The organism is Sulfurimonas sp. HSL-1716, assembly GCF_039645975.1.
Lineage (GTDB): Bacteria > Campylobacterota > Campylobacteria > Campylobacterales > Sulfurimonadaceae > Hydrocurvibacter > Hydrocurvibacter sulfurireducens.
On record NZ_CP147918.1, the window covers coordinates 2,228,097 to 2,242,378 of the forward strand.

General features: G+C 42.2%; 14 protein-coding genes. 8 read left to right on the forward strand and 6 right to left on the reverse strand.

All coding sequences use genetic code 11. The features are described from left to right. Position 1: 1 nt before the first annotated feature. Together WCY03_RS11340 and WCY03_RS11345 are read right to left on the reverse strand one after the other, a co-directional pair. Entirely contained in the window at positions 2–772 is a 771-nt protein-coding gene (locus tag WCY03_RS11340; protein ID WP_345992932.1) for a metal ABC transporter ATP-binding protein, read from the reverse strand. Then, positions 763–1,704 carry a metal ABC transporter substrate-binding protein gene (locus WCY03_RS11345; RefSeq protein ID WP_345992933.1) on the reverse strand — a complete coding sequence of 314 codons (942 nt, stop codon included), beginning with the start codon at positions 1,702–1,704 and terminating at the stop codon, positions 763–765. Before WCY03_RS11345 ends, WCY03_RS11340 begins: the two co-directional genes overlap by 10 nt. A gap of 143 nt (positions 1,705–1,847) precedes the next feature. Here WCY03_RS11345 and secG point away from each other — a divergent pair, with 143 nt between their 5' ends. The 3 genes from secG to pyrE all read left to right on the forward strand — a co-directional run bounded on the left by secG (position 1,848) and on the right by pyrE (position 3,537). Further along, positions 1,848–2,171, forward strand: coding sequence for a preprotein translocase subunit SecG (gene secG / locus WCY03_RS11350; RefSeq protein ID WP_345992934.1), 324 nt, complete (start codon positions 1,848–1,850; stop codon positions 2,169–2,171). Positions 2,172–2,261: 90 nt separating this feature from the next. After that, positions 2,262–2,819 (forward strand): ribosome recycling factor, encoded by a 558-nt coding sequence (gene frr / locus WCY03_RS11355; protein ID WP_345992935.1) that lies wholly within the window; start codon positions 2,262–2,264, stop codon positions 2,817–2,819. Between the two features lie 109 nt (positions 2,820–2,928). Continuing rightward, positions 2,929–3,537 (forward strand): orotate phosphoribosyltransferase, encoded by a 609-nt coding sequence (gene pyrE, locus WCY03_RS11360; RefSeq protein WP_345992936.1) that lies wholly within the window; start codon positions 2,929–2,931, stop codon positions 3,535–3,537. A gap of 57 nt (positions 3,538–3,594) precedes the next feature. Here pyrE and WCY03_RS11365 read toward each other — a convergent pair whose 3' ends face one another. Next, positions 3,595–5,214, reverse strand: a complete 1,620-nt coding sequence (locus tag WCY03_RS11365) for a cation:proton antiporter (RefSeq protein ID WP_345992937.1) — start codon at positions 5,212–5,214, stop codon at positions 3,595–3,597. A 111-nt stretch (positions 5,215–5,325) separates the two neighbouring features. On the opposite strand from WCY03_RS11365, the gene WCY03_RS11370 reads away from it, so the two are divergent. After that, positions 5,326–6,948 carry a CTP synthase gene (locus WCY03_RS11370; RefSeq protein ID WP_345992938.1) on the forward strand — a complete coding sequence of 541 codons (1,623 nt, stop codon included), beginning with the start codon at positions 5,326–5,328 and terminating at the stop codon, positions 6,946–6,948. Continuing rightward, entirely contained in the window at positions 6,932–8,530 is a 1,599-nt protein-coding gene (gene recJ, locus WCY03_RS11375) for a single-stranded-DNA-specific exonuclease RecJ (RefSeq protein ID WP_345992939.1), read from the forward strand. Before WCY03_RS11370 ends, recJ begins: the two co-directional genes overlap by 17 nt. A gap of 5 nt (positions 8,531–8,535) precedes the next feature. On the opposite strand, the gene WCY03_RS11380 is transcribed toward recJ, so the two are convergent. Beyond that, entirely contained in the window at positions 8,536–8,949 is a 414-nt protein-coding gene (locus WCY03_RS11380; protein ID WP_345992940.1) for a hypothetical protein, read from the reverse strand. Between the two features lie 310 nt (positions 8,950–9,259). On the opposite strand from WCY03_RS11380, the gene WCY03_RS11385 reads away from it, so the two are divergent. Continuing rightward, complete coding sequence (locus WCY03_RS11385) at positions 9,260–10,861, forward strand: EAL domain-containing protein (protein WP_345992941.1); 1,602 nt, start codon at positions 9,260–9,262, stop codon at positions 10,859–10,861. A gap of 17 nt (positions 10,862–10,878) precedes the next feature. Here the strand turns inward: WCY03_RS11385 and fliI are convergent, their stop codons facing one another. Together fliI and folE are read right to left on the reverse strand one after the other, a co-directional pair. Further along, positions 10,879–12,183 carry a flagellar protein export ATPase FliI gene (fliI, locus tag WCY03_RS11390; RefSeq protein WP_345992942.1) on the reverse strand — a complete coding sequence of 435 codons (1,305 nt, stop codon included), beginning with the start codon at positions 12,181–12,183 and terminating at the stop codon, positions 10,879–10,881. Between the two features lie 12 nt (positions 12,184–12,195). Then, complete coding sequence (folE, locus tag WCY03_RS11395) at positions 12,196–12,780, reverse strand: GTP cyclohydrolase I FolE (protein ID WP_345992943.1); 585 nt, start codon at positions 12,778–12,780, stop codon at positions 12,196–12,198. Positions 12,781–12,990: 210 nt separating this feature from the next. On the opposite strand from folE, the gene WCY03_RS11400 reads away from it, so the two are divergent. Both WCY03_RS11400 and WCY03_RS11405 read left to right on the forward strand, forming a co-directional pair. Continuing rightward, positions 12,991–13,506, forward strand: a complete 516-nt coding sequence (locus WCY03_RS11400; protein WP_345992944.1) for a hypothetical protein — start codon at positions 12,991–12,993, stop codon at positions 13,504–13,506. A 23-nt stretch (positions 13,507–13,529) separates the two neighbouring features. Further along, positions 13,530–14,279, forward strand: a complete 750-nt coding sequence (locus tag WCY03_RS11405) for a hypothetical protein (protein ID WP_345992945.1) — start codon at positions 13,530–13,532, stop codon at positions 14,277–14,279. Positions 14,280–14,282: the final 3 nt, after the last annotated feature.

Genomic DNA, 14,282 nt, shown 5'->3' on the forward strand with positions numbered 1-14,282 from the left:
CTTAATGATGGTGATGGTGGTGATAAAGAAGATGCGCATCGACACCGTACAGCCGACTCATCTCTTCACAGCTTATCGCTTCTTTTGGATTATTACAAGTCAGCAGTTTTCTATTTATCGTAAAAAGTCTTTTGATATCGTCGGCGATCACACCGATATCGTGGGTAATGAAAATGATCGTGATCTTCTCGTCTTTGTTCAGACCTCTTAGAAGTTCATAAAATCTTTGCTGTGACTTTACATCTACCCCGGTATTTGGCTCATCAAGAATAAGAACTTCCGGTTTTGAAGCAAGTGCGCGCGCTATCATCACTCTTTGTCGTTGTCCGCCTGAAAGAGTGCCTATCATCTTCTCTTTGATATCCAGGACATCCATCTTTCTCATAGCGTCTTCAACACAAGCCGCATCTTCAGCGGAGTACCTCGCAAAAAAACCTCTTTTGGCGGTTCTACCCATCTTGACGACGTCTAGCACCGTAGCAGGAAACGTGATATCGACATGAGATGCACGCTGCGGGACATAACCTATCTTGTCCCACTCTTTAAACTCCTCTATCTTTTTACCGAATATCTTTACACTTCCGCTGCTGGGTTTCTCCAAACCCAAAAGCAGACGGATAAGAGTCGTCTTGCCGCCTCCGTTTGGTCCTATGATCGCATCATATTCACCGGAAAATATCTTAAAAGAAAGCGATTCCAAGATACTTTGCGAGTTCACCCTGAACCCGAGTGATGAAACGTCAAAGATAGGTACTTCAAATTTTATCGGCACTCTCTGGCCTCCGATATTTTTTGCAGGTTTTGAATCATCAGCGAATAATACGTAGCACCCTCCTCGGATTCTTTTTTCGTTATATTTGCGATAGGCTGAAGCATATCGACTGTTACTTTTGTATCTTCCGCAATAGCATTTATGACCTTATCGCTTGCAAATGACTCAAAGAATATCGTACTTATGTTTTTGTCTTTCACTTTGTCTATGATGCTGTTCATCACTTTTGCGCTCGGCTGAGCATCGGGTGAAAGTCCGCTGACGGATTCGACATGAAAGCCGTATTTTACCGCAAGGTACGAGAATGCGTTGTGATCGACCACGATCGTATCGAGTTTACACGCGCTCATCTTTTGCCTGTATTGAACATCTATCTCTTTTAGCTTTGCGATATATGCTTCTGCATTCGCACTGTAAAGCTCTTTATTCGCGGGCAGAATCTTGGTGAACTTTTCTTTGAGAACGTTTACGGCCGTTATCATATTATCGACGTCAAGCCAGTAGTGCGGATCGAATTGAAGCTCATGACGGTGCCCTTCTTTTTCATCCTCATGATGAGCCGCATCCAAAAGCTTTACATATCCGCTCATATCGAGTCCGTTCTTTTCATCTTCAAAAGTATGCGTCCAAGGCTCCAGACCGGCTCCGCTGTAAACGACAAGATCCGAATCATGAAGTTTTGCCATTAGCTTTGGCGTGGGTTCAAAATCATGAACTTCGACACCGTAAGGAAGCACACAAAAACACTCCATGCTGTCGCCTGCGATGTTTTTTGCCGCATCATAAAGAGCATAAGTACTAAGAGCTATGAGAGGTTTTGATTTTTGCTCATACTTATGAGCTTCCTTCCCGCCCGACGAATGCAGATTGTAATATGTAAAAGCTCCTACAAGCAATATCAACAAAATCGATATAGTTTTGATAGTTTTCATACATATTCTTTTAATTGAAGTTAACGCAATTATAGCCAATTACAGCTTTATATTTTACATCTTTACTATTATTTGGATATAATTCGCAACTTTTATATATTCTATCACAGCTTTAATAAGCCGAAGATAGCAGAGGGATTTATATGACTACAGGCTTTTTGCTTATTGTTCAGATTGTACTCGTAATTGCAATCGTGATCGTTGTACTTTTACAAAAAAGTTCTAGCATAGGATTAGGCGCGTATAGCGGCTCAAACGAGTCCGTTTTCGGAGCTAAAGGACCGGGTAGCTTTTTAGCAAAAGCTACTTTCACTATAGGTTTTCTATTTTTGGTAAACACTATCGCTCTTGGCTATTTTTATTCTAAGGCTAAAAGCGAATCGGTAGTCGATACGGTAAAAGAAAGCAATGTCGTTGAAGCGCCTGTCGCACCTGCCGCAGCAAAACAAAACAACGCTACAAAATAAAGTGCGGGATCATATCCGCACTCAACTCTTTTTTAAAACCATTTTGCTACAATTTTATCAACTGTATACCACACTTTCAAAAGGGGTCCTATGTTAAACGAAATATTTAATGAATGTGAAACAAAAATGAAAAAAAGCATCGAACATATGATGCATGATTTTAAAACGCTTCGTACCGGTAAGGTGACCGTTCAGGTTTTAGACAATATTAAAATTGATTATTACGGTACGATGACCCCGCTTGATCAGGTCGGCTCCGTTTTGGCGACCGATGCTACAACGATAGTTGTCAACCCTTGGGAAAAAAATCTTTTAGGAGATATCGAAAGCGCGATCGCCAAAGCAAATATCGGCGTGAACCCGAACAACGACGGTGATACGATCAAACTGTTTTTCCCTCCAATGACGGTCGAACAACGTCAAGAAAGCGTTAAACAGATGAAAGTCATGGGAGAAAACGCGAAAGTTGCCGTAAGAAACGACAGACGCAACGCAAACGATAAGATCAAAAAGCTTGAAAAAGATAAAGAGATCACAACCGATGAATCAAAATCTGCTCAGGACAATGTCCAAAAACTCACAGATAAATACACCGCAGAGATAGATTCGATACTAAAAACAAAAGAAGCGGAAATCCTTAAAGTTTAATACGCCAAAGCAACAAAGTCACTTTGGCTGCGTTAGCATTTAGTTCTCTTCAGCAGGGAACTCACGCATCATAGATGCTCTTTAATATACTCAACACTAGGAAAATTCAATGGATATCAAACAAATCTATATGGATGCGAATGCCCTTTTACATGGACATTTCAAACTGAGTTCAGGCAATCATTCAGAATATTATCTGCAATCCGCAAAAGTCTTAGAGGATCCAAAGACCGCAAATCTTTTGGCGACGGCTTTGGCTGCACAAATAAAAGAGAGCGGTTTAAAGATAGATACCGTCTGCGCACCTGCCCTTGGCGGACTGATCGCAGGATATGCCCTTGCGCAAGCACTTGAATGCAGGTATATCTTTGCAGAACGGGTAAACGGCGAAATGAGCATCCGCCGCGGTTTTGAAGTAAGTAAAGATGAAAGAGTCCTGATGTGCGAAGATATCATCACGACAGGCGGTTCTGCAATGGAAGCAGCACGAGTCGTCGAATCTTTAGGCGGAAAGATTGTCGGTGTCGCAGCTTTAGCAAACCGCGGATTTTGTAAACGCGAGAACAGCGACGTAACGACCAAGCCAAACTGCAAGCTGCCTCAAGACATTCCGTTCTTCGCACTTGCGGACTTTACTTTTGAAATGTATTCATCGGATGCTTGTCCTATGTGTCAGGCGGGAAGCGAAGCCATAAAACCGGGTTCAAGAGGGAACTAATAACTAGCGTAGCTAAAGCTTGACACTTTGTGTCAGAGATCAGCTCTTTTGCCCCCCCTATATTTTTAGCTGACAGGTCATCACCCTCTCGACCAAGACTCTCGCGACTTCGACTTTTGAATCCACGATCATAGAAATATTCAGTTTTTCCAGCTTGTAGCCCTCCTCCGCAGAAACCACTTTTACTATGATGTTCGCATCGTTTGTCTGCTTTACGATAGCTTCACAGATAAGTCTTTTCTTCTCTACGTTATCAAGTGTAACGATGATTATCGCACACTCCTTTACATGTATCGCTTCTAAGATGGAACGTTTTGACATATCACCCAGATAGGCTTCCATTCCATCCTTTACCGCTCGTTTTACGTTTTTGGGGTTGTTGTCCACGACTATATAGTTCGTTCCGTATTCATTAAGCTGTTGAGAAACATATTTGCCGACCGAGCCGTAGCCGCAGACGATGATATGATCTTTTCTGTTCGGAAGATTCGAGACTTCCGGTACGGACATGTTCTCTTTAAAAAACATTCTTGAAATAGATCTTACTTTTGATATGAAAAAAGGTGTCAGCACCATGGACAAGATGACGACCAAGACCAGAAGCTGACTCAGTTCGTCTTTAATGATCCCGCCCATGGAAGCGATAGCGAAAATGACGAACGAGAACTCTCCGACTTGAGAAATGGAAAGCGCCGTTTTAAAAGATATGGAGTTCGTCGACGTTATTCTGATGACAATGAAAGTGATAAGGGTTTTTAGCAAAAGGACCATGGCGAATATGGCAAAAATCAAAGAGATGTTGTCGATAAAAAGAGAGATGTTTATCTTCATCCCGACCACTATGAAGAACGTTCCAAGCAGCATGTCTTTAAACGGAGCTATATCTGCTTCGACCTTATAGTGGTACTTCGTTTCGGCTATGACCATGCCGGCGACAAACGCGCCCAGAGAATACGTAAATCCCAGATAATGCGCTATAAGTGACGCTCCGGTTACCACAAACAAGACAGAGCCCATGAACAGCTCGTCCAGCTCAGATGTCGCAGAGAACTGCAATAGCCAAGATATCACTTTTTTACCTACGACCAAGAGCAAAAACAATACGATGGCCGCACTTACGAACGTATGAAACAGGATCGTATAGATATCTTCACCGCCCTCATTGGTCAAAATACCGATAAGAATAAGTATCGGGATGACCGCAATGTCTTGGAAGATCAAGATTCCCGTCGATCTCTGCCCGTAAGAGGTGTATATGTTTTTAGAGTTTTTCAGATACGTTAAAACGACTGCCGTAGACGACATGGAAAACGAAAGCGCAATAATAAGCGAAGACATATAGTCAAGATGAAACAGATAATAGGTGATCGCAAAGATCACGAGCGACGTAAAACCGACCTGCATAAATCCGTTGCCGAATATAAACAGTTTCATCGAGTTCATTTTGGCCAAAGATATTTCCAGCCCTATGGTGAACATCAAAAAGACAATGCCGAATTCACCGATCTGATCGAGAAGTGCACTATGAGCATTGCCTGCCAATCCAAAAGCATGACTAATGATCGTACCCGTTAAAATATAACCGATGATCTGTGAGATCCCGTAATGTTTGAGTACGATATTAATAACGGTGGATATACCCAAAGCGATTGAAATATATAAGACGGCCTCTTGCATTCATCCTCCATAATTATCTGCTAATTATATCAGCTTAATCAGCCTCCATATAGAGTTTTAAGAGATTTTTTAATATAATCGCCTAATTATTTACTAAAGTAAGGTTTGTGCATGACTAAATACATTTTTGTAACCGGAGGAGTTTTAAGCTCTCTTGGAAAGGGAATTACTGCGGCCAGTATAGGAACTCTGTTGAAACACGCCGGTGTAAATGTAGGAATGCTAAAGATTGATCCTTACATCAATGTCGATCCCGGTACCATGAGTCCCCTGGAGCATGGAGAGGTTTTTGTCACAAAAGACGGTGCAGAGACGGATCTGGATATCGGTAACTATGAAAGATTTTTAGATACGTCTTTTTTAAAATCAAGCAACTTTACGACGGGGCAGGTCTATCTTTCGGTGATCGAACGTGAAAGAAGCGGCGGATATCTCGGGCAGACCATACAGGTCGTTCCGCACATCGTAGGCGAGATCGTAAGCCGTATCAAAAAAGCCGGCGAAGAACGCGACGTCCTTATCGTCGAACTCGGCGGAACAGTAGGCGATATCGAAGGGCTTCCTTTTATGGAAGCTATCCGCCAGATGAAACATGACGAAGAGGTCGAAGGCACTTTTTTTGCCCACGTCGCGCTTATCCCGTACATCAAAGCCGCGGGAGAGCTCAAAAGCAAGCCGACTCAGCACTCGGTCCAAGAGCTTCGTCGTATCGGTATCTCTCCTCATATGATCATTGCAAGAAGCGAGAACGTACTTCCAAAAACGTTCAAGAAAAAACTTGCAATGAGCTGTGATGTTAGTCAGGACAGTGTTATCGAAGCGCTTGACGCAGCCACTATCTACGATGTTCCGATGTCTTTTTTAAGACAAAACATCCTAAACCCGATAGCAAAAGAGCTGGGACTCGGCGAACTTAACCCCGATATGGAAAGATGGGACGATCTGGTCAAAAAGATAGTGCAGCCGAAAAACCGCATAGTTTTAGGATTCGTCGGCAAATATCTTCAACTAAAAGAATCGTATAAGTCCCTAACAGAATCACTCATTCACTCAGGGGCACATCTTGATACCCGCGTCGATATAGTATGGGTCGACAGCGAAGAGATAGAAGAGAAAAGTGCCGAAACACTTCTAAGCGACTGTGACTCTATTCTCGTTGCAGGCGGTTTTGGCAACCGCGGAGTTGAAGGCAAGATCCAGGCCATCAACTATGCGCGCACAAATAAAATACCGTATTTGGGGATATGTCTGGGCATGCAGCTAACGCTCGTCGAATATGCCAGAAACGTACTCGGTTATAAAGGCGCGAACTCCACGGAGTTCGATGAAAACACCCCGTATCCGATGATATATCTTATAGACAACTTCTTGGATCAAAGCGGAAACAAACAACTGCGCACACATACATCTCCGATGGGCGGAACACTTCGTCTTGGCGAGTATCCGTGTGAAACGAAAGAGGGCTCTATACTTCGCAATGCGTACAACGGCGAAAAGGTCATATATGAGCGCCACCGCCACCGTTATGAAGCAAATCCCGCCTACCGACAAGCACTTGAAGATGCGGGGATGATAGTCACGGGCGAATCAAACGGCCTTATCGAAACGGTAGAGGTACAGGATCATCCATGGTTTTTGGGCGTACAGTTTCATCCGGAATTTACATCGCGTCTACAAACACCAAACCCTACTATCCTAGCATTTGTAAAAGCGACTCTTGAACATATTTCTTGATATCCCCCTGCTGACGGCCGATAAAGTTTATCGGCTGCTAGCAGATCGTTTTGCCGACGGTCATAAGAGATTAAAAGATATTCCGTCTCCTACACTTTTAAAAAATTCGAAAAAAGCGGCACAAAGAATCGCCGATGCGGTTAAAAACGGAGAAAAGATCACGCTTGTCGGCGATTACGACGTCGACGGAGTGACTTCCACTTCCATCATGGTACTTTTTTTCCGTGAGATCGGCTATCCGCTTAACGCGATAATACCGAACAGATTCGCAGACGGCTACGGCATAAACGAAAATATTTTACAAAGGATCAATGCGGACTTGGTTATAACCGTGGACAACGGTATAACCGCCGTTGACGCCGCGCGCATATGCAAAGAAAGAGGTATCGACCTCATCATAACCGATCACCACACTCCTTCCCGGCAGCTCCCTGATGCCTTTGCCATAGTGAACCCCAAACTCGACGGATGCACCTATCCGTTTAAAGAGATATGCGGAGCACAAGTGGCTTGGCTGCTGCTGGGACTCGTAAAAAAAGAGCTCGGAGTTCAGATAGATATGAAACAGTACCTGGATCTCGTCGCCCTTGCCGTGATCGCAGATGTCATGCCGCTGCAAAACATAAACCGTGCGATCGTTCAAGAGGGTCTAAAGCAGATGGCATCTTCTCCTCGGCCTTCATCGATCATTATCAAAGAGTTTTTGAATAAAGCCGTCATCTCTTCAGAAGACATAGCCTTTAGCATCGCACCGCGTATAAACTCCGCGGGAAGACTGGAAGACGCTTCGATCGCATTGGAGTTCTTGACAGCAGAAACTTATGAGTCGGCGGCGCAGCGCTTTGAAACGCTCAACAATCTCAACAACATCAGAAAATCGACAGAAGCACAAACGGCACAAACGGCAAGCCTCTTTGTAGATCAAAACGACAAAGTGATCGTCGTCGCAGGAAAAGATTGGCATGAAGGTGTCGTCGGGATCGTCGCTTCCAGACTGGTCAATAAATTTAAAAAACCTTCCATCGTTTTAAACGTACACAACGGAATCGCAAAAGGCAGTGCAAGAAGCATAGGTGATGTGGATATATTCTCTCTTATAGATTCTCAAAAAAATCTTTTGGAAAAGTTCGGCGGACACAAAATGGCGGCAGGACTCAGTTTGCGAGAAGACAAAATAGAGGCATTTAAAAGAGCGATAAACGAGGAAGCATCGAAAATAGATCCGAACGATTTTCTGCCCAAAGAGAACATACTTGGTGAACTTGAAAGTGATGCCATAAATTTTGAACTGCTTGACATACTTGAAAAGTTCGAGCCCTACGGAGAGGGAAATCCCCGTCCAAAATTCCTTATAAGAGACGCTCGGCTTCAAAGCATAAAACTTTTCGGTGCAGACAGATCGCACAGCAGGCTAAATATAAAGATCCATCCTTACGACAAAAAAATATTGGAGATAGTGGCATTCAGACAGGTTTTGGAAGTTCCCGGCGACAAAAAGATCACTTGCAGCTATACGGTCGGCAAAAATGTCTTTAACGGACGAACATCTATACAACTGATGCTCGATACTCTGTATAACTGATACATCTACCTAAATTTTAAAGTCAAATCCCTATACTCTCGTAAAATCGATTCAAGCTTTTCTAAAAACATTTCAGGAGCATAAACAAGCAGGTCTTGTATCTTATAAAACTTATCCGTTTCCATCTTGTTTACAAGGGCTCTTTCTTTGCATAACGAAGATTGTAACAACTCTTTCTCTTTTGCCGTGATCGATTCTGAAATATGTTTCAAAAATATCTTTCTCGCTCTAAAGCTGTCATCAAACAACAGTTGTTCTGGTATATTCAAAACTTCCGCAATGGATGGAATAAGTTCTATTTTTATTCCTATTCTGCCGTTTAAATATGCATAAATAGTATTTTCTGAAGGAATGTTGCCTGTATTTTTTAGTTTGACATCCAGTAGAATCAGCTTTTTGGCGAACTCTTTTTTCGACATCTTTCTGTCTCTTAAGTATAAATTTATTTTTTCATACACTTCCATAGCTCATTTAACCTACTTTTTTGTAGTTATGATACATAATCTCTTCATATTTATTGTATTATACAAGTCAATATAACTTGTTTTACAGTATATTTTTGTACGTTAAGTACAATAATATTATTTGATTGTAATCGAATCCGTACTATTTTTAGATAAAATGCAAAAAACGGAAAATCGAGCCGCACAAATTTGACAGTAAATCTCTATAAAGCAATCAGCAAAGTCTCGGCAATAATTTACTTTGGGCGATGAAAGGAAGGTAGCAATGGAAAAAACTCATGAACAAGCAGATGCGTTTGAACAAGAAACTACCCTTCAAACATTTATCACTCTTATAAACTCGACCATAGAGGGCCTGATCATCCTAGATGAAGACAGATGCTGCATATATGCCAACAGTGCGATGATCAATATGTTCAAATATGACAAAGACAATATCTTGGGTAGGGATATAAAAGAGTTTATCGCCCCACAGTGCCGAGAACTCGCAAAAAGTATGATCAAAATACCCGACAAAGATCCCTATGAGATCTGGATGCAGCGCAGTGACGGCTCTGCTTTTCCGGCGATCGTACGCGGAAGAGATATGCTCCTTGCTGGTAAATCCATTCGTGTCAGCGCCGTACTCGATATTTCAAAACTTAAAGAGAACGAAGACAAAGTCTTTCAACTGGCATATTACGACAGTCTTACGAACCTGCCAAACCGCCAAAAACTTACAGAAGTGCTACAAGATGCTGCTCCTATGGCATGTGCTATTTTAAATATAGACCTTTTTAAAGAGATCAACGATTTTTTCGGTATCTCCATAGGAGACTCTATCTTAAAACAGGTTGGAGAGTGGTTCAAAGAGATGAAAATAAGCGCTTATCGCATTGGCGGCGACGAGTTTGTCGTTCTTTATAAAGAAGATATCTCCTGGAAAAATATTCATAAGCACGTCACGAATCTGCTGCAATCCATTGAAGAAAAGGTCTTTATCGTCGATAACGAAACATTCAGCATAAGAATGACAGCCGGTATCGCGATCGGCAACGACAAGCTTTTAACCCGTGCAGATATCGCTTTGCATCGGGCAAAAGAGCAGAAAAAATCGATCCTTCTGTATGAGGAAGAGGATAATGTGGAAGAGATACTTCATAAGAACATTGCGATGACCGCTACCATACGCGATGCACTCGCCAATAACCGTATAATATGCTACTATCAGCCTATCGTAAACTTACATACGAATACGGTCGGCGAATATGAGACTCTTGTTCGTCTGATCGATTCTCAAGGTAATATCATCCCTCCTGCAGAGTTTTTAGCTCTTGCAAAAAAGACAAAGCTTTATCCCGCGATAACAAAAGAGGTAGTACGTCAATCCTGTGAACTCTTCTCTACACGTAAAGAACAGTTCTCCATAAATCTTTCAAAAAGTGATATCGAACATCAAAATACGGTAAATGATATCCTTGAGATCATTACAGAAACGGGCACCGCATCTCGTATTATCTTTGAGATCCTTGAATATGAAGAGATCGAAAACTATGCAGAGGTTGCGGAATTTATAGCAAAAGCGAAAAAATTGGGCGTCAAGATCGCCATAGACGATTTTGGAACGGGGTACTCAAATTTTGAAAACATACTAAATCTTAACGTAGATTATATAAAGATCGACGGTTCTTTGATACAGGGTATCTCAAACAACACCCGCCACAGTATCATCATCGAAACTATCGTGGAGTTCTCCAAAAAGATAGGCGCAAAAACTATCGCCGAATTTGTAAGCAGCGAATCTATATATCAAGCCGTGATCGAGCATGGAATAGATTATTCCCAAGGATACTTCACCGGCAAGCCCGGACCAAGTCTTTTAGCCTGATTTTTTCCTTTTAACTCCTACTTCATTAGGACAATAAGCTCTTCAACCGTTTTGTCAAACTCACTTTGATTCGCGGCTTTTTGGCTCATGAACGCCTCCATGGTCTCTTTTTTTGCAATAGCCTCGTCCAGTTCTTTGTCACTACCTTTTGTATAGGCGCCGATACGTATAAGCGTTTCATTTTCCTGAAGCAGAGTGTAAAGACGTCTGAACTTTATTGCCGCTTTAAAATGATCCTCTTCGATGATATCCGTCATGACCCTCGATGCCGAATTGAGTATGTTTATAGGAGGATAGATACCAAAGTCCGTAAGCTCGCGGGAAAGTACGATATGCCCGTCTAAAATAGAACGCGATTGATCGGCGATGGGATCGCTCATATCGTCGCCTTCCGTAAGCACCGTGAAAAAGGCGGTAATAGAGCCTTTGCCCTCCTCTTTTCCTGCCCTTTCCATCAGCTGCGGCAAAAGTGTTAAAGATGAAGGCGGATACCCTTTTGAGGTAGGCGGTTCACCAAGAGCCAGACCTATTTCGCGCTGAGCCATCGCAAAACGGGTGACGGAATCCATGATGAAAAGCACGTCATGCCCCATATCTTTAAAATATTCCGCAACGCTCATAGCCGAAAATGCTCCGTACTTACGCATCAAAGGAGAATCATCCGAAGTCGCTACGACGATTACGGTGTTCTCCAGGTTCCCACCGAGATTTTTCTCTATGAATTCGGGAACTTCGCGTCCGCGTTCTCCGATGAGCGCTACAACTTTTATGGGCGCCTGGCTTCCCCGCACGATCATTCCCATCAACGTCGATTTACCGACACCGCTTCCCGCAAAGATACCGAGTTTCTGCCCTTTTCCGCATGTCAAAAAGCCGTCTATCGTTTTCACGCCGACACTAAATACCTCATTTATCATTCCGCGTTTCATCGCTTCTATAGGAGATTTGATGATAGGGTTCAATCTATCCGACTTTACCTGACCTTTGCCGTCTATGGGTTTCATAAACGGATCGACGACACGCCCCAAAAGCGCTTCGCTGACCGGTATGTTCATACCGTTTGAGTCTTGATACACCTTATCCTGCGAACAAAATCCCTCAACAAAACTAAAAGGGGTAATATAAAAAACGGCATCGTCTATCTCTGTCACCATTCCGGTAGTTTCCAGATCGGAACTGCTTGAGATGATACGGACCATATCTCCGATGCTTACATGCAGCCCTCTTGCCGTGATAACATTGGCATTTATCTTGATGACCTCTCCAAATGAGGTAGAGTAGTTTTTTGAAGAGAGTTTCGATTTAAGTGATTTAAAGGGCATATGTCCTCACTTTTAGTAGCGATTTCCGATAGGCGCATTGATGAGAGAGAAAAACTCCGCACGGGTCTTCTCATCACTTTTGAAAAGTCCTCTGAGCGCGCTTGATGTCGTCGTGGAGTTTATCTTTTCCACTCCGCGCATCTCCATACACATGTGACGGGCCTGAATGACGACGGCTACACCTTTTGGCTTGATGGTCTGCATGATAGCATCTGCGATCTGTTCGGTCAACTGCTCTTGTATCTGCATCCGGCGTGCAAACACGTTCACCACTCGGGGTATCTTTGAAAGCCCCACAACCTTCCCGTCTGGTATATAAGCAACATGAGCTCGGCCGATGATAGGAAGAAGATGATGTTCGCATGTAGAATAAACCTCTATATCTTTAATGACCACCATCTCATCGTTACTGCTTGTAAAGAGTGCGGAGTTGAGTATCTCGTTGGCGTCCTCTTTATATCCGCCATACATAAATTCATATGCCTTTCGAACACGCTCCGGCGTCTTTAAAAGCCCTTCGCGCAAAGGGTTTTCACCCACGCTTTGTATGATAAGTCTTACGGCTTCTTCAAACTCTTTGTCTTGCTTCTTGCTCAAATATATCCCTCTAAAGTTTTTATTGTGATAGATTAACACTAAATTGCTGAGAGAATGATGTGATTTGGCTTCTAATTGGATTTATTGTTAACAAGAGTGAAGATAGGAAAAAGTTGAGTTGTGAACAGATGCCGACAACCGAATTTACATTATGTTTTAAGTTTAGCAGGTATAAAATGGTATAACAAATATTATTTAAAGAGTAGTAAAATGAAATTTGCTAGTTTAATCGTACTGGTTTTGATACTTACTGGATGTGGTATGCGCAGCATAGGGGTCGGCACACCTGAATACAAAGCGATGACCTCGATGAAACCATCGGAGAATGAAGCTTTATTTTATTGGGCATTAGATCCGATGGGAGCCTGCACTATTAACAATGCAGAGATAACTAGTTTGGGAATAAATAGCCTAATTACAGAACTGGACAGAGGTATGTATACTTTAAATATTTCCGCCAATGATGTGCAAGTAGCTAAAGTCGGTGGACTGCAGTATACAATTTTTAAGGCACCTGCTACGTCTGAGTTATCTTTAACACTCTCTCATGATTCATTTGCCGGATCCGCAAGACCACTGCAAGGTCTAAGATTTATGCCCATACCAAAGGCTACATATTACATAATCACCTGTAATCCTCATGGAGTTACAGATGAGTCAGGCTTTACCTCCAAAGAAACATTTTACAACATTTTACTAAAAGGTAATTATACGCTTACCAAATAATCATCATCAATGAAAGTAGTTATATGAAATATTTATTTGCCAAACTCAGTTTACTGGCCTTGCTTGCGACATTATTTACCGCTTGCGCCAGCAAGGCAGTTGTAGTCGTTCCTATTGATAAATCCAGCAAATTTGCATATGCAAATGGAGATACTAAACCCAAGATGCAGCCCTTAGCAGAAGAGCCGATTAAAAAACAAAACAAAGCAGATGCAGTAAACCAGCCATGGCAATCTGCCAAGCTTCAAAAGGATGTCGATAAATTAGAGGCCAATAAAGACTACAAGGGATTAAAAGAGTATACCGACAATCATCCGCAAGCAGTTTACTATATCAAAGATGAACCGTTAAAGTTAGCTATGATAGGCCCCAAGGGTTTAAAAGTAGGAGATATACGGGAATATCTCAAAAATGGTAAAAGTGAGCTAATCCTTTTATCCATGATTAAGCAACAAGAAAGTCCCTATAAAAAGTTTACTCTCCATGAGATCGATCTGCTAGAAAAAATGGGACTGACAGATAAGGTGATAGCAGCGATGATAGATGTAACTACCCTTTTGCTACATGATGAAAAAATTCGAAAACAACAGAACTATTTTTTAGAAGAGCAAAAAAGGATAGCCGCTTCTCAACACACTGCTGCAGTGTATCAAACTACACAAAATCAAACTCAGCAGAAGCCTGATGAGCCTGATGAGACAACAGAAAAAGTTAAAAATGAAGTAATAAAACAAGGTGTAGGCATACTGCTAGATCAGTTATTTCACCGATAAGGA

Coding starts and splice junctions, on each gene's coding strand:
- WCY03_RS11385 (WP_345992941.1), top strand. CDS start 9,260: ATGGAAAAAACTCATGAACAAGCAGATGCGTTTGAACAAGAAACTACC.
- secG (WP_345992934.1), top strand. CDS start 1,848: ATGACTACAGGCTTTTTGCTTATTGTTCAGATTGTACTCGTAATTGCA.
- pyrE (WP_345992936.1), top strand. CDS start 2,929: ATGGATATCAAACAAATCTATATGGATGCGAATGCCCTTTTACATGGA.
- WCY03_RS11365 (WP_345992937.1), bottom strand. CDS start 5,214: ATGCAAGAGGCCGTCTTATATATTTCAATCGCTTTGGGTATATCCACC.
- frr (WP_345992935.1), top strand. CDS start 2,262: ATGTTAAACGAAATATTTAATGAATGTGAAACAAAAATGAAAAAAAGC.
- fliI (WP_345992942.1), bottom strand. CDS start 12,183: ATGCCCTTTAAATCACTTAAATCGAAACTCTCTTCAAAAAACTACTCT.
- WCY03_RS11405 (WP_345992945.1), top strand. CDS start 13,530: ATGAAATATTTATTTGCCAAACTCAGTTTACTGGCCTTGCTTGCGACA.
- WCY03_RS11370 (WP_345992938.1), top strand. CDS start 5,326: ATGACTAAATACATTTTTGTAACCGGAGGAGTTTTAAGCTCTCTTGGA.
- WCY03_RS11400 (WP_345992944.1), top strand. CDS start 12,991: ATGAAATTTGCTAGTTTAATCGTACTGGTTTTGATACTTACTGGATGT.
- WCY03_RS11345 (WP_345992933.1), bottom strand. CDS start 1,704: ATGAAAACTATCAAAACTATATCGATTTTGTTGATATTGCTTGTAGGA.
- WCY03_RS11380 (WP_345992940.1), bottom strand. CDS start 8,949: ATGTCGAAAAAAGAGTTCGCCAAAAAGCTGATTCTACTGGATGTCAAA.